Annotated in this window: 14 protein-coding genes; 8 read left to right on the top strand and 6 right to left on the bottom strand. The window is 62.9% G+C overall.

What is annotated here, in order from left to right; genetic code table 11:
• The first annotated feature begins 31 nt into the window (after positions 1-31).
• From ABID12_RS08205 to ABID12_RS08185, 5 genes are read left to right on the top strand one after another with little or no spacing between them, the layout of a single operon-like run.
• The gene (locus ABID12_RS08205; RefSeq protein WP_354433805.1) at positions 32-1114 is read left to right on the top strand and encodes an ABC transporter substrate-binding protein; all 1083 of its coding nucleotides are present in this window, start codon (positions 32-34) and stop codon (positions 1112-1114) included.
• Positions 1111-2166 carry a FecCD family ABC transporter permease gene (locus tag ABID12_RS08200; RefSeq protein WP_354433804.1) on the top strand — a complete coding sequence of 352 codons (1056 nt, stop codon included), beginning with the start codon at positions 1111-1113 and terminating at the stop codon, positions 2164-2166. The genes ABID12_RS08205 and ABID12_RS08200 overlap by 4 nt, the downstream gene beginning before the upstream one ends.
• Complete coding sequence (locus ABID12_RS08195; protein ID WP_354433803.1) at positions 2163-2918, top strand: ABC transporter ATP-binding protein; 756 nt, start codon at positions 2163-2165, stop codon at positions 2916-2918. Before ABID12_RS08200 ends, ABID12_RS08195 begins: the two co-directional genes overlap by 4 nt.
• A complete protein-coding gene (locus ABID12_RS08190) occupies positions 2918-4222 on the top strand; it encodes a hypothetical protein (protein WP_354433802.1) in 1305 nt (434 codons plus the stop codon). The genes ABID12_RS08195 and ABID12_RS08190 overlap by 1 nt, the downstream gene beginning before the upstream one ends.
• Complete coding sequence (locus ABID12_RS08185; protein ID WP_354433801.1) at positions 4215-4727, top strand: hypothetical protein; 513 nt, start codon at positions 4215-4217, stop codon at positions 4725-4727. The genes ABID12_RS08190 and ABID12_RS08185 overlap by 8 nt, the downstream gene beginning before the upstream one ends.
• Before the next feature lie 314 nt (positions 4728-5041).
• Here the strand turns inward: ABID12_RS08185 and ABID12_RS08180 are convergent, their stop codons facing one another.
• Positions 5042-6058, bottom strand: coding sequence for a zinc-dependent alcohol dehydrogenase family protein (locus ABID12_RS08180; protein ID WP_106310852.1), 1017 nt, complete (start codon positions 6056-6058; stop codon positions 5042-5044).
• Between the two features lie 20 nt (positions 6059-6078).
• Entirely contained in the window at positions 6079-7272 is a 1194-nt protein-coding gene (locus ABID12_RS08175) for an MFS transporter (protein ID WP_354433800.1), read from the bottom strand.
• Positions 7273-7700: 428 nt separating this feature from the next.
• Here ABID12_RS08175 and ABID12_RS08170 point away from each other — a divergent pair, with 428 nt between their 5' ends.
• The gene (locus ABID12_RS08170; RefSeq protein WP_354433799.1) at positions 7701-8594 is read left to right on the top strand and encodes a LysR family transcriptional regulator; all 894 of its coding nucleotides are present in this window, start codon (positions 7701-7703) and stop codon (positions 8592-8594) included.
• On the opposite strand, the gene ABID12_RS08165 is transcribed toward ABID12_RS08170, so the two are convergent.
• The gene (locus ABID12_RS08165) at positions 8582-10222 is read right to left on the bottom strand and encodes a sulfatase-like hydrolase/transferase (RefSeq protein WP_354433798.1); all 1641 of its coding nucleotides are present in this window, start codon (positions 10220-10222) and stop codon (positions 8582-8584) included. The genes ABID12_RS08170 and ABID12_RS08165 overlap by 13 nt on opposite strands.
• 73 nt (positions 10223-10295) lie before the next feature.
• Here ABID12_RS08165 and ABID12_RS08160 point away from each other — a divergent pair, with 73 nt between their 5' ends.
• Positions 10296-11219 carry a lysylphosphatidylglycerol synthase transmembrane domain-containing protein gene (locus tag ABID12_RS08160; protein WP_354433797.1) on the top strand — a complete coding sequence of 308 codons (924 nt, stop codon included), beginning with the start codon at positions 10296-10298 and terminating at the stop codon, positions 11217-11219.
• On the opposite strand, the gene ABID12_RS08155 is transcribed toward ABID12_RS08160, so the two are convergent.
• The 3 genes from ABID12_RS08155 to ribA are packed head-to-tail and all read right to left on the bottom strand — an operon-like array spanning position 11198 to position 13859.
• Positions 11198-11944 carry an FkbM family methyltransferase gene (locus ABID12_RS08155; RefSeq protein ID WP_354433796.1) on the bottom strand — a complete coding sequence of 249 codons (747 nt, stop codon included), beginning with the start codon at positions 11942-11944 and terminating at the stop codon, positions 11198-11200. The genes ABID12_RS08160 and ABID12_RS08155 overlap by 22 nt on opposite strands.
• Positions 11941-12747 (bottom strand): CDP-alcohol phosphatidyltransferase family protein, encoded by an 807-nt coding sequence (locus tag ABID12_RS08150; RefSeq protein ID WP_354433795.1) that lies wholly within the window; start codon positions 12745-12747, stop codon positions 11941-11943. Before ABID12_RS08150 ends, ABID12_RS08155 begins: the two co-directional genes overlap by 4 nt.
• 5 nt (positions 12748-12752) lie before the next feature.
• Positions 12753-13859, bottom strand: a complete 1107-nt coding sequence (ribA, locus tag ABID12_RS08145; protein ID WP_354433794.1) for a GTP cyclohydrolase II RibA — start codon at positions 13857-13859, stop codon at positions 12753-12755.
• Between the two features lie 247 nt (positions 13860-14106).
• Here ribA and ABID12_RS08140 point away from each other — a divergent pair, with 247 nt between their 5' ends.
• Positions 14107-15105 (top strand): zinc-dependent alcohol dehydrogenase, encoded by a 999-nt coding sequence (locus ABID12_RS08140; RefSeq protein ID WP_354433793.1) that lies wholly within the window; start codon positions 14107-14109, stop codon positions 15103-15105.
• Positions 15106-15111 lie beyond the last annotated feature (6 nt).

The raw sequence follows: 15111 nt of genomic DNA, 5'->3' as shown, positions 1-15111 counted from the left end.
TCCTACCTGCTATTTGTCAAAGGAGCTTTTCATGAAGACCGTCGTGCCGTTCGGCATCGCATCCCTCATTCTGGCCGGCGCGGGCCTTGCCCATGCCGATCCGATTGAAATCACCGATCAGGCCGGCCGTGAGGTTGTTCTGGAAAAGCCCGCCGAGCGGGTCGCCTCGATCCCGATGCCGATGGCCTCGACGCTGATCGCGATCGACGGCGGTGTCGAAAAGCAGGTCGGCATGAACCCGGTTGCCAAACAGGCCGTGCTCGACGGCATTCTCGGCAAAATCTATCCGGAAGCCAAGGACATCCCCTCCGACATCACCGCGCCGAACTTCATTCCCAATGTCGAGGAACTGGCCGCCACCAACCCGGATCTCGTCATCCAGTGGGCCGATCGCGGCAATGACCTGGTCGACCCGATCACCAATGCCGGCCTGACCACCATGCTGATCTCCTACGGCACGGAGGAAAAGGCGCGCGACTACATGACCATGTCGGCGGTTGCCATGGGCCGCGACGATCGCATTGGTCCGCTGATCGAATGGCGCGAGGACGTCGCCAGCGATATCGCCGAAAAGGCTGCAGCCATTGACGAGGCCGACAAGCCGAAAGTGCTGTACCTGCTGCGCGCCCAGGAAACGCTGAAGGCATCTGGCGCGAAGAACAATTACAACACCTGGTATATCGAGCTTACCGGCGGCAGGAGCGCCTCGGCCGATCTCGAGGCCAACGGCGTCACCATCAATCCCGAACAGATTGCCGCCTGGAACCCGGATGTGATCCTGCTCAACAATTTCGAGAGCGATATTTCGCCCGAGCGCATCTATGAGGACCCGATCCTGTCACTCACCAATGCGGCGCAGAACCACAAGGTTTACCGCATGCCGCTCGGCGGCTATCGCTGGGATCCGCCGAACACGGAAAGCCCGCTGACCTGGATGTGGCTTGCCGAAATCCTGCATCCGGATGTGTTCGACTATGACCTGCGCGCCGAGATGAAGGATGCCTACGCGAAGATCTATGACTACGATCTGAGCGAAGAAGACATTGACGGCATTCTGTGGACCGACCTCAACGAGGGCGCTGCCAATTACGATCAGTTCAAGGCCAAGTCATGAGCGATGTGACAGCCGGCGCCCGTCTTCATGGCGGGTCCGGTGCCTTGCGGGCCGGCGTCTTTGTCGGCCTTTTCGCCGCATTGTTCGCGGCGCTGATCTTCGCCATCGGCGCGGGGCGGTTTGCCGTCTCGCCGGGGCGGATCGCCGAAATCATTCTCGCTTATATCGCCGCACCCACCGCGCCGCTTGAAAACATCGACGAGCGGATCGTGCTTCTGGTGCGCATGCCGCGGGTGCTGATTGCCGCCGTTTCCGGTGCGGCACTTGCCGTTGGCGGTGCGGCGCTTCAGGGCGTCTTCCGCAACCCACTGGTCTCGCAGCAGGTGCTCGGCATCAGCCAGGGGGCTGCCTTTGGCGGCGCGCTTGCCATTCTGCTCGGCTATGCCGGGGTCACGCTTTTGGGGCTGGCCTTTATCTTCGGCCTTGCCGCCCTCGTTGTCGTCGGGCTTCTGGCGCGCATCAACGGGCGCACCGAGATTGTCACCGTCATCCTCTCGGGCATGGTGGTCGGCGCGCTGTTTTCCGCGCTCGTCTCCGTGGTGCAGTTCGTTGCCGATCCCAATACCTCGCTGCCGGCCATCGTCTACTGGCTGATGGGCTCGTTTTCGACGGCCACCTGGGCGCGCTTCTGGCTCGGGCTTCCGGGGCTTTCCATCGGCATCATCGCGGTGTGGCTCTTCCGCTACCGGCTCAATCTTCTGGCGCTGGAAGATACCGAAGCCCGCTCGCTCGGCGTCAATCCGGATCGCGAGCGCTGGTTCATCTTCGTCGCCACGGCGCTGATGACCGCAACCTCGGTGGCAATTGCCGGCATTGTCGGCTGGATCGGCCTCGTCATTCCGCATGCAGCACGGATTCTCGTCGGGGAAGATCACCGCGTGCTGATCCCGGCCTCGGCCATTCTGGGGGCCGCCTATCTCACCTTCGTCGATACGCTGGCGCGCACGCTGACGGCGGCGGAAATTCCGCTCGGTGTGCTGACGGCGCTGATCGGTGCGCCGGTGTTCGGCCTGCTCTTGCGCCGGCATTTCTCGAAAGCGAACCAGCCATGATCGGACTTGAAAACGCCAGTGTCGCCTTCGGACACACTGTGATCTTCCGCGATGTGAGCTTTGACGTGCCGGTCGGGCGCACGATGGCCATTCTCGGGCCGAACGGGCGCGGCAAGACCACGCTCTTGCGCGCGCTCCTCGGTTTCCAGCCACTGAAGACGGGCACGCGCACCGCACCGAAGATTGCCGGCTATGTGCCCCAGCACGGCGCCTCGCAGGCGAAACTCTCCGGCCTCGATGTGGTGGTCATGGGCCATGCTGCTCGGATCGGGCTTTTCGGCCAGCCGGGCAAGGACGATATCGAAGCCGCAAGAGATGCGCTGGAAACCGTCGGCGCCATGCATCTGGCGGAGCTGCGCTATGACCGCATGTCCGGCGGCCAGCGGCAGATGATCCTCATCGCCCGTGCGCTTGCCACCGGCTCTCCCGCCCTCGTCTTCGACGAGCCGACCTCGGCGCTCGATCTCGGCAACCAGTCGAAAACGCTCGACCTCCTGAACATGCTGCGCGAACGCCGCGACAAGGCGATCCTGTTTACCACCCATGATCCGAACCATGCGCTGGCAGCGGCCGATGACGCGCTGCTGATGATGCCGGGCGGCCATGAGGTGAACGGCACGGTCGAGGACATGATCGTGCCGGAAGCGCTTGCGCGGCTCTATGGGGTCGACATGCGCTGGGTGGACCTGACGGGCCCGGAAAGCGGCACCCGCAAGGCCGTCATACCGGCATTCGCAGGAAGGGAGTTTTGATGAGCGTTGTTTATGTCAAATCGGCCTATGAGGGGCCGTCCGAGGTCTTCCGTGCGGCTGCGGCCGAAGGTCTTGTGCGCATTGTCGATCAGGCCGATCTCAGCGCAGAGCATCTGGCCAGCCATCGCGGCCTGATCACCGGCAACCAGCTCGACCAGAACGAAATGCTCGACTTGAGGGATGCGCTTTCCGCCTTTCTCGATCGCGGTGGTCGCTGGTTCTTCAACGGCCATATGCTGCGTCCGCTTTTGGGCGGCATGGCGCAGTACCGTCCGATTGCTGCGCCGAAACGGGCGGATTTCGAACTTTCGCCCGTCAATGCGCATCCGATCTTTGACGGTATCGATCTGAAAAAACTCGAAACCAACAAGGGTGTTGCCGGGTTTTACGGCCGCGGCTGCAATCCGCCGCCGGAAGGCGCGGTCGTGGTCAACGGGCTCGGTCCGGATGCCGTGCCGGTTGACTGGGTCTGGGCGCGGCCTGAAGGCGGGCGCATCTTCAGTCATGCGGGCAATGATCTTGCCACGATGGGGCGCGAATGGGACCTGCCCGCAACGCTTGCCGCGCGCATCATTGCCTGGGCCGATGGCGGCGAGTGCGCCGATCCGGTGACCGCGGAACCTGCGGGCACATCCTATCAGGCGCGATTGGGCGCGGCGGAAAGCTATCCGGGCTTCAAATCGGCGCCTGAACAGCGAAAGCGCCTCGTTCTGCCGTCATCGGGCTGTTATTACCATACGCACAGTCTCGAGGGGTCGCGCTATGCATCCGCGTTCGACGTTGTCACCACGCCGGAGGCGCTCGGGGAGAGCCTGCGGGATGATGACACGCTCTGGGTGCCCTGCCGCACGCCGGCGCAGCGCATGATCGCACAACGGCCCGTTATCGACCGGCATCTTGCCGCAGGCGGAACGGTGATCGCGCTTGGCGAGAGCCTCTCGCATCTTTGGCTTCCGCATGTGGCTTTCACCCAGACGCCGACAAACTGGTGGTGGTGGCTGGAGCCCGGCGCCGATCTCGGCGTCACGATTGCAGACCCCGCCCACCCGCTGATGGCGGGCATGACGAACCGCGACGTGACCTGGCATCTGCATGGCTGGTTTGAGCCGCCTGAGGGTGCAGAGGTTCTGGTGCGTGACGGAGAGGGCCGCGCGATCTTCTACATCGACGAAGTTTCGACGCCGGGGCGAATGATCATTTCCTCGCTGGACCCGATGTTCCACCACGGTTCGCATTTCATGCCGGCGACGACGCGTTTTCTCGACCGGTTCATCCCCAATCTGAAGGGTTTTCTTGATGCATGACACGATCACGGTCAGCGAAGGCGGCCGCGCGCTCACCTTTTCCTTCGATGACATCATGGCCTATCACGGCGGCGGTTTCCCCGGCGGTGTCGTTCACGGGCTAAAAGCCATGCAGGCGGCCTTTCCGCTGCTGGATGACGCGCCGCTGGAGCGCCGCGAAATCTCGGTGCTGACTGCCTTTACCGGACCGGGCGGCCGCGATGCGCTGGAAATGGTGACGCGGGCCCTGACCGAAAACCGGCTGGCCGTCTTTCGCCCGCTCGGCGGCAAGGACGTGATCACCGATCCGCCGGGCCCCTATCTCTTTCGCTTTGCCTATCGCGGCAAGACGGCGGAGGCCGTCATCAGGCCCGGTCATGTTCTGGAGGAATTCGTGCGGCTCGGCGGCAAGAAGGACAAGACGGCAGAGGGAACCGAACGCCACGAGGCGCTGAAACGCGAAATGGCCGACCGCCTTCTGCCGCTTCCCGCCGATGAGATCTACACGGCGCGGCTGATCGGCTGAAAAAGCCGGAAAGGACGCCATCAATCTTCCCCTCAAAGGGGATTGCATATGGCTTCGCCGCACAGCCCCCAAGTCTTCTCGCCCCGGAGGGGAGAGATGTCGCGACAGCGACAGTGAGGGGGGAGCCTATCCACGCGGACGCCTTCACGATTTTGAAACGCTGCTTCACCCTCACTGCCCCTTTCGGGGCATCTCTCCCGCAAGCGGGAGAGAGTATATGGAGCGAGATCCAAAGCCACCTGCGACAGCTCTCCCCCTCAAGGGGGGAGATCCGCTTTCGGCCCGCTGTTGTGAAACCGGCGGGCAGTGCTAGGTCACACGCGCAGCAGCGTCTTGATGGCGCGGCGCTCGTCCATGGCCTTGTAGCCTTCGGCGACCTGGTCGATCGGCAGTTCGAGGTCGAAGACCTTGCCGGGCCGGATTTCGTCCTTCAGCACCATGTCCATCAGTTTCGGCAGGTAGCGACGCACCGGCGCGGGGCCGCCGAACAGGCGCTTCTGCTGGAAGAACAGCCCCTCGCCGCCAATCGTTACGCCATGGGGCACGCCGACAAAGCCGACAGCGCCGCCCGGACGCGCGCAGCCAAGCGCCTGATCCATGCTTTCCTGCAGGCCGACGCATTCGAGAACAGCATCGGCGCCAACGCCGTCGGTCATTTCCTTGATGGCGGCAACGCCTTCCTCGCCGCGGGTTTCGACGATATCGGTGGCGCCGAACTCGCGGGCGAGCTTCTGGCGGCTTTCATGGCGGCTCATGGCGATGATGCGTTCGGCACCCATCAGTTTCGCCGAGAGAACGCCCATCAGGCCGACAGCCCCGTCGCCGACGACGACGGCGGTCGATCCTTCCTTCACGCCGGCGGCTTCGGCGGCATAATAGCCGGTGCCGAGAACGTCGGAGACGGCCAGCATGTGCGGGATCTGCCCGTCGGTCGGCATGTTATCGGTGGCCACCAGCGTGCCGTCGGCCAGCGGTACGCGGGCATAAGGGGCCTGCGCGCCGCTCATGAATTCACGCTGTTCGCAGGAGGATGGATAGCCGAAGCGGCAATGCGGGCAGGTGTTGTCGGAAAGCACGAAGGAACCGACGACGAATTGGCCGGGCTTCACGGTCGTCACGTCGCTGCCGACTTCCACGACCACGCCGCAATATTCGTGCCCCATATGCATGGGTTCATCGAGCGGCTGCGCGCCGCGATAGGGCCACAGGTCCGAGCCGCAGATGCAGGTCGCCGACAGCTTGATGATGGCGTCGGTGGGTTTGAGAATTTTAGGATCGTCGACGGTCTCGTAACGGACGTCGCCGGGGGCATGCATCACGGTGGCAAGCATGGTCTTCTCCTTCTTGGGTTTTAACGTTTGAGCAGCGACCGACCGCTGCCCACAAACAGCATGGCGGCGATCGCCATGAGAATACTGCCGATAAAGGTCGCGCCGATGCCGAAAGCGTCCAGCAGCACGCCGCCAATCAACGCGCCGAGCAGGATAGACGCCTGAATTGCGGCGACCATCAGACTGCCCGCAGCTTCCGGCGCATCGTCGACATTCTGCGATAGCCACGCCATCCAGATGATCGACACAGCCGTGTTCATCGCGCCCCAGATGGCCAGAAGAACGGCCACCACAACGAGCGAATGGCCCGATACCAGCAGGCCGAGCGTGACCGCGCCCATGATCAGCGGCGGTGTGATCAGCAGACGAATAACATGATCGCCGGCAAGCTTTCCCGCAAGCCATGTGCCGATGAAACCGGCGCAGCCGAGCACCAGCAGGAGGATCGAAAGCGTTGTCACGCCCACGCCCGTGACCGTTTCGAGGAACGGACGCAGATAGGTGAACATCGTGAACGCCGATCCCCAGGTGAATATGATCGCCCCGAGCGCGCGCAGAAAATAGGGGCGCAGCAGCACGCCCAGCAGATTGGCAAAGGTGAGCCGGTTGCGCGCGGGCAGGGCGGGCAAGGCGGCGAACTGCCAGACAAGATTGATGACGACCAGCGGCACCAGCACCCAGAACACGCCGCGCCAGCCGATCAACCCGCCGAGATAACTGCCGATCGGGGCGGCGAAGGCGGCGGCAAGCGCCTGACCGGTATACATGATGGCAAGCGCCTGCGGCACTTTTGCCGGCGGCACCAGCCGCATCAGCACCGCGGTGGCGAGCGACCAAAACCCGCCGATGGTGATGCCGAGCAGCGCGCGCGCACTCATCAGCACGGCGAAATTCGGCGCAAGCGCGATCATCACCAGCGAGATCAACATCAGCGTGGTCATCGTCAGCAGCACGATCTTGCGGTCGATCCGCCCGGCAACCGTTGCCGTCAGCAGGCTGGCGGCCACCGCAAAGAGGCCGGAAACGGAGATTGCCTGCCCCGTCTGTCCCGCCGTGGCGCCCAGACCTTCGGCCATCGGCGTCAGCAGGCTGACGGGCATGAATTCCGAGGCAATCAGCATGGATACGCAAAGCGTCATCGATAAAACCGCGCTCATGGGATGCGCGACGGGCGCGCTGTCATGGCTTGCAGGACTGTTTTCGGTGGATGTCATTGATGCTCCGGATATGCCGTGCCATTGAAACTAGAGCGTTTCAGACTGAAATGGAATCGTTCTGCGGCAAGGAATTTGCGCCAGGACCAAGGGCTTTGGCGCAGGGCATAGCCGAAGCTATGTCCAAGCCGAAGACCGCCGGTAATGGCGCAAATTCATGCCGCCCTGCGGGGTTGCCGAAACCGGCCCTCCACTTTGTCGAAGCCCTTCGCCATAGCTATGGCTATGCCGCGCGGACTTCTTCGCGTGGAATGACCGGTTTGGGCAAACAGAACTGTTTCCATTTCAGTCTGAAACGCTCTAGAGCCAAGCGGTCGCTTGAACCATGCCATTTTCATCATTGATCAAATGAATGAAATTCATGGATGGTGCTGCATTTTGCCGTTATGCTTCGCTCGGAAACCAAAAAACAGCGAAACGGAGACGATATGCGGCGGGATGAACTGGGTGATCTGACGGTGTTCATGACCGTTGCGGAGGAGGGCAATTTCACCCGCGCGGCAAACCGCCTCGGTGTGTCGCAATCCGCCGTCAGTCATACGATCCGTCGGCTGGAGGCTTCGCTCGGCTTCCGGGTTCTGAACCGCACCTCCCGCAGCGTGTCCACCACCGATATGGGCGAAAAGCTGATCGATGCATTGCGGCCGGGCCTCGAACAGATCGAAAGCCGGATCGAGCAATTGCGTTCCATCGGCGATACGCCGGCCGGGCTTGTGCGGCTCACGGCCTCAGCGACAGCGGTGCGCGGCATATTGTGGCCGGTGATCATGGAGCTGGTGCGCGACTACCCGCATATCCGCATCGACATCAACACCAACAGCCGTCTGGCAGATCTCGCCGAGGGCCGGTTCGATGCGGCCGTGCGGCTTGCGGAGATGGTCGGCCCGGATCTGATTGCCGTGCCCGTCGGTCCAAGCGTCGAAATGGCCGCTGTTGCTGCACCGTCCTATTTCGAAAAGCGCGGCGTGCCGCTGCACCCGAGCGATCTCGACGCGCATGATTGCATCGTCATGCGGTTTGGCGCAACCACCGCGCCCTATGACTGGGAATTCGAGAGAAAAGGCGAGGAGATCGTGCGCAAGGTTTCCGGTCCGCTGGTTTTCAACGAAGCCGAGTTCTGTGTCGCGGCGGCCCGCGAGGGTTATGGTATTGCCTACGTCACCCTGCCGGAGGTCGAGGCGGACATCAAGGCAGGCCGGTTGCAGCGCGTGCTTGCCGACTGGTGCGAGCCGTTCGATGGTTTCCAGCTTTGCTATTCAAGCCGCCGGCAGATGAGTTCGGCGTTGCGGCTTCTGATCGACCGGCTGCGCTATCGCGGCTGAACCGGTTCGGAGAATATCCGGATCAGTTTTCCCCGCATTTCGTCCATCGGCGGTTCGGGCGCGTTGGCGGACGGGATCATGCCGGGCGTAAAACCCTCGGCTTCAAACCGTTCAACGAGATGTGCATCGCAGCTGATGACATGGACCGGCACGGCGCGCGAGGCATCGGAGCCGGTAATCAGCGGTGCGGGCTGATGGTCGCCGAGCACGATGAAGACCGCATCCTCACCGAAACGGGCAATATAGTCGCCGACGGTTTCAAGCGCATAATCTATTGTTCCGATATAATGCCGGCGCACCCGCTCGCGGTCGGCCCAGACCACGGCCGGGGGATCGCCGCTTGTGGCCTGTTCGTCGAATACACTGCCATCGCCGACATCGGACCAGTCGATCATCTCAGGCACAGGCGTCCAGGGCGCGTGGCTGGAAATCAGTGCGATTTCGGCCATCACCGGGCGGTGGTCACCGGTATGGCGCACCAGCCGGTCGAAGGCTGAAAGCGTGTACTGGTCGGGCATGGTCACCCAGTTGAAGGGTTCGCCTTCATAGCCGAGATCATCGGCGGCCAGGATGGTGTCATAGCCATAATAGGCGCTCTCCGGCCAGTCCATGGTAATCGCCGGCATCACGGCCGCCGTGCGCCAGCCGGCCTCGCGAAACAGCCGGTTCAGGCTTTCGCGGTGGCTCGTCATCAGCCGGTCGTAGCGCGCCTGATTATCGACCCACAGGCCGGACAGGAATGTGCCGTGGGCAAGCCAGCTCAGCCCGCCCATGGTCGGCGAGCGGCTCCAGCCGCTGGCTGCGGCAAAGCCGGCCTTTTTCAGCTCGTCACCGACGACTTTCAGCCGCAGTTCGATCAGCGGCGCATAAAGCGGGTCCTCGATTGCACTGCGCCCGTAGGATTCGATGAAGATCAGAACGACATCGCGGCCGCGCACGGCCTGAAACAGCGTGTCGGTTTGCGGCAGGGACACGCTTTCGGCCAGCGCCCGGTCGAAGCGCTGCATATCCCTCATCGCCTGCGTGACGGCGTGGACGCGATTGACGATATAGGTCGATGCGCGGGCATCGGCATAGGTCCGTGTTCCTGTTGCAGCCCCTGCGGCCCAGAGCGCAAGCCCGACGGCCAGGAGGCCGGAAAACACCCATGTCATGCCGCGCGCCTTTTTGCCGGCGGCTTTTGCCATAGGCCGCATGGACAGGAAGAACAGGACAAGCACACCGACAAAAAGGATGATCACGCCGGCGACTGTCAGCATGGCGGTCATGGCGCCAAAACTGCCGGAAAACAGGTTCCAGCCATCGGCGAAGATCCGCAGGTCGAGATAGGGGTTGAATGGCCGCCGGAAAGCCGACTGGACACCGATATCGCCGAGTTTCAAAAACAGGACCGTGCCGATGGCAAATGTCGCCAGCGCTGCCAGAACAAGGGCCATGCGGCGCGGCAGCAAGACCAGCGCCAGTCCCAGCAGCGGAATTTCGATGGGCAGATGCAGGAAGGCGCTTGCCGAAAAGCCACCCGGATAATCCGGCAGGTTGAGCGTCACAAGGGCGATGACGGCAAACACCAGCACCGCGCCGGCCTGCCGGCCGGAAAGGTTGTGCTTGCAACGCGGCGCTTCAGCCATCATGACATGTCCTTGCCGTCCGGTTATCCGGATACCGTGCCACCGAATATAGTGCCATTGGAAGGAGCGGGTTTTGTCCGCATATGGCGTCCTTGCGGTGATATTTTGTCTGGCGGTTATTGCCGGGCTGTTTGTTGCTGTCGACCCCGCCGATGTCGCGGCGGCATTTGGCAATGTCTCTGCCGGACCGGTCATCGCAGGTGTTGCACTCGTCCAGCTTCAGGTGGTGCTGTCGGCGCTGCGCTGGCGTTTTACGGCGGCCCGGCTTGGCCATCCGATCCCGGCCGCGCTTGCGATCCGCGAATATTATATCGCCAGCCTCGTCAACCAGATCCTGCCCGGCGGCATGGCGGGGGATGCGGTGCGGGCCTATCGCAGCCGCACGGCAGATAGCTGGAAGCGTCCGGCCGCCGCGATCGTGCTTGAGCGGCTTTCGGGACAGCTTGCCTTCTTTGTGCTGGCCGGGGCCGGGCTTTTCGCCTGGCCCGTGTTTCTGGCGGGCCGTCTGCCACCCGGCTTTTCGCGGTTCGCGCTGATTTGTGCAGGCGTTCTCGGTGCTGCAGTCTGTCTTGGCCTTTTCATCGCCCGCTCCCGGTTGATGGCGCGGTATGAAACCCTGCGGCCGGACCTTGCGGCGGTTTTCTGGAACCGGGGCGCATTCGCCATTCAGCTGGGTCTCAGCATGCTGACGGTTGCCGCCTATGTCGCCGTTTTCATGATCGCGGCTTCTGCCACCGGTGCGCCCCTGCCGCCGGTTGCCGCCGTGACGGTCATTCCGCTGTGTCTGATGACCATGCTGATCCCGGCCGGCGTCGGCGGCTGGGGCACGCGCGAGGCCGCGGCTGCCGCGCTCTGGCCACTCTTCGGGCTGACCAGTGCCGCAGGGCTTTCGGCAAGCCTGCTTTACGGCATGATCTCGCTTCTGGGGGTGGCGCCGCAGGGCCTCCTGTTTCTGGTCATCGCGATCGGGCGCCGTCATGATACAAGCCGGGCATAGATATCGCCGGAGGGATCATCGGTTGAGAGCCCGCGGATCGTTTCCAGAATTTCCCCGGCGCTGACCCAGTGGGTGGACACAAAGCGGTGTTTCTCGCCCACCACGCGGTTGAAGCGATAGTCGCCCAGCGTTTCAAGCCTTTCCACCGCTGCGATGGCAATCTCGGGCATCGCCGGAATATATTCAAACGCAACCAGCGACAGCGCCCTGCTCAGGCCTTCCAGGATCGCACTTTCCGCGCCCTCGACATCGATCTTGCAGAAATAGGGCTGGCCGTGGCGGTCAATCAGGGCATCCAGCGTTGTCATCGGCACTGTCACCGTCTTGTCCCAGACAACGGAGGAGAACCCTTTCGTGCCGCCCGCCGTTCTGACAAAGTTGCCGGAAATGCTGGAAACCGTCGGGTGACGGCTGGAAATCGCAAGCGCGACCTCGCCTTCCTCAGCTCCCACGGCAACGCGCTCGAAGCCATGCAGGCGCGCGCCGTAACGCCGTTCGATCAAATCGGCGAAGAGCGGTTGCGGTTCGACCGCGACGACATCGGCGTCGAGCGCAAGCAGGGTTCTGGTGCGGCTGCCGACATGAGCGCCGATATCAAAGACCAGATCGCCTGGGCAGATCAGTTGCCCATAGAAGAATTTCAGCGCACTGCGCCGCCAGGGCTGGCCGTAATAGACCAGAAGCGAGCGGGCGAGACCGAGCGTGCTGTCAAAGCGTTTGTTCATGCTGTCGTGAAACGCTGTCGGGCAAGGTGGATGATATCGGCCGCGAAGGAATAGCTGATCAGCGCAAGGGCAATGGCGGCAATCGCCGTGGAGGCCGGCGGCACGATGCCGGGCAGCAGGATGAGGCAGAGTGCTGCCACCTGAACAACGCAGATCAGCTTGCGCCGGAAGGATGGGGCAAGCGGAGCCTTGAGAAACGGCAGCACCGTCTGTGCGAGCACGAAGCCATAGCGCATCAGCCCGATCGCCAGCACCCAGCCGCCGGCCTTTCCCAGCAGCAGGGCGGAAACGGAAAGCAGCAGGATCAGCAGCGCATCGACCTCCATGTCGAAGCGGCCGCCGAAGGCCGACTGAAGCCGGGTGCGCCGGGCAAGATAACCGTCGATGCCATCGAGAGCCAGCGCGATGACGACAAGCAGGATGACAACCGGCGGCACGGAACCGTTTGCTACATCACCGACAATCATCGCCGCACCGAAAAAACTCACCATCGACGCGCGGATGGCGGTAATGATATTGGCCGGGCCGAAGCGCCGGTGTTCATGGCCGGGCAGGGCGCGGATCACCAGCGCAAGGATGGCGAGCAGCGCAAGCGCCGCTGTGGTCACCGTTCCTGGCCCGGCGGCAAGATGGGCAGCAAGCGCGAGATAGGCCGCGATCGAGACCACATAGATGGCGGCAAGGGCTGCCAGCGTGTTCTTCAGCAGATGCCGCTCGCGCCATGCGGCCGTGGCACCGCCGTGTGCGGGCATATGCATGCCGGGCAGTGTCTGCCTGTCGGATGGCGGTTCCAGCGTGCTCATGCGTCCTATTCCGCGGCAATCAGGCTTTCAAGCTCAAGCGTGTGTCCGGCACGCAGTGTCTTGGTTCTCAGATAGTTGACATTGTCGGCAGTCACGGTGCCGGTAACCCGGACCTGACCTGTCACATCAATGCCGTTTGCGCGCAATCCGTCAACCTTGCTCGGATTGTTTGTATGCAGCACGACCCGCGAGATATCGAGGAGACCAAGCATGGCTGCCGCGGCCTCATAGCGCCGATTGTCGCCTTCAAGCCCGAGTTCGGCATCGGCATCGATTGTGTCGAGCCCCTGATGCTGGAAACCATAGGCGCGCATCTTGGCGCCGATGCCCGTGCCGCGGCCTTCCTGATCGAGATAGATCAGCACGCCGCCGCCGGCAGCCTTCAACTGGGCCAGGCCGTTTCTGAGCTGGTCGCCGCAATCGCATTTCAGCGATCCGAAAAGGTCTCCGGTGAGGCAGGAGGAATGAATCCGCACCGGCACGGGCGCGGTCAGGTCCGGCGTGCCGACGATGATGGCGATCTGGTCCTTTTGCGCCATCCCGCCCCGGAACACGGCAAAATCGGCGTCGCCGATCTGTTTCAGCGGAACACGGGTGCGCACCACCTGCTGAAAATGCTGACGCCCGGCTCCGCGGGAGCGCAGGTTTGCCGGATCGACGCTCAGGCAGGCGGCGAAGCGGCTGTCCCCCGGTTCGATGTCGGCCGTAACCATGGCCGGCAGCAACAGCGCCAGCCGCGCCAGTTGCGAGGCGTCGGCCTGCAGGGGATCGGCCGGTGCCCAGACTGCCGGTTTATCGCCGGAAAGCGCGTAGGCATGGCGCGAGGCTTTCTCGAAACCGATATCCGCAAGCGGCACGGTGATGCCGTTCTGCGCGCTGATACCCAGCCGGTCGGCGCGCTCCCTGGTCAAAAACAGGCTGTGGCGGTTGTCGGTGGCATGCGCAAACCGGTCGTAAAGCGCCGGCGTCACGCAGTCGAGCGCGAGCGTTGCAAGCTGCCGGGAACCGCCGCGCAAGATCACAGGGCGGCCGAAACGCAGTTCCGCAATCGCCCGCTCCACCTCGGTTTCGGGCAAAACCGATTGAAAGTCGAAACACTGGTCCTGCGTCATGGTGGTCTCCTCCCTGAGCGCCGGTGCCCGACATTGCCGCTGGCGGAAAAACGCGCACCGATAGCCTGAAAAAACATTGCCTCTGTTTTTCAGAACGTTTTCACTTCCCAAGTGGTTCAGTCTGCTGCACAAAAAAGCCGAAGGAAAGCCCGTTTTGACGCCTTCGGGAACAAAGCGCGCATGGCTGACGTCTCGCTATCAGTTGGCATTTCGCGTAAACAATGCGCGAAGACAGGGAGAGAGGGCAGTGTCGGACACTCGATCGCGCACGCATGAAGACGTCTCCGGGAACGCCCGTGCATTGTGGTTTCCCGAAGCCGGACGCTGCGAAATCCGCACCGAACCTTTGTCGGCCCCGCGTGACCATGAAGCGCTCGTCAAAACGCTCTTTTCCGGTGTCAGCCGCGGGACGGAGACGCTTGTGTTTCAGGGCAGGGTGCCGGAAAGCGAGTGGGAGCGGATGCGCGGACCGAACATGGCGGGCAGCTTCCGCTTTCCGGTGAAATACGGCTATGCCGCAGTCGGCCGGGTTATGGACGGCCCGGAAGATGTGACCGGCCGGACCGTATTCTGTCTGCATCCCCATCAGGACCGGTTCGTGGCGCCGGCGGATATGCTCTCGGTTCTGCCGGAAGGCCTGCCGCCGCAGCGGGCGGTTCTGGCCGCCAATATGGAAACCGCGCTCAACATCGTCTGGGATGCGTCAATCGCGCCGGGCGAAACGGTCGCCGTGTTCGGCGCAGGCACGGTCGGCACATTGGTGGCATATCTTTCATCCCTGATCCCGGGCACCGAAACCCTGCTGATCGACCCCAATGGCGAAAGGGCAAGCCTTGCGCAAAAGCTCGGCATTGCATTTTCGACCGGCGATATCGAAGGTCCCTTCGACGTGGCGGTCAATGCTTCGGGATCGGACAAGGCGCTTGCAAACGCGATCGAGCATGCCGGGCAGGAGGGGCGGATCGTGGAGGCAAGCTGGCATGGCCAGGGGCTGTCCGCCATTCCGCTGGGCGGCGCGTTTCATGCCCGCAGGCTGCGCCTCGTCAGTTCGCAGGTCGGTTCTCTCCCGCCGTCGCATCGCCCGCGCTGGACCTTTGCGCGCCGCATGGCCAAGGCGCTTCAGCTTCTTGCCGATGCCCGCCTTGACGCACTGATTTCGGGCGATACCTCATTTGCAGAGCTTGAACAGGCTTATCCGGCCATCCTGTCGTCTCCGGACACGCTCTGCCATCGCATTCGCTATTGAGGAGAA

The organism is Martelella mangrovi, assembly GCF_040545495.1.
GTDB lineage: Bacteria > Pseudomonadota > Alphaproteobacteria > Rhizobiales > Rhizobiaceae > Martelella > Martelella mangrovi.
Note: the sequence above shows the minus strand (reverse complement) of the source record. Positions and strands in the feature narration are given on the sequence as shown.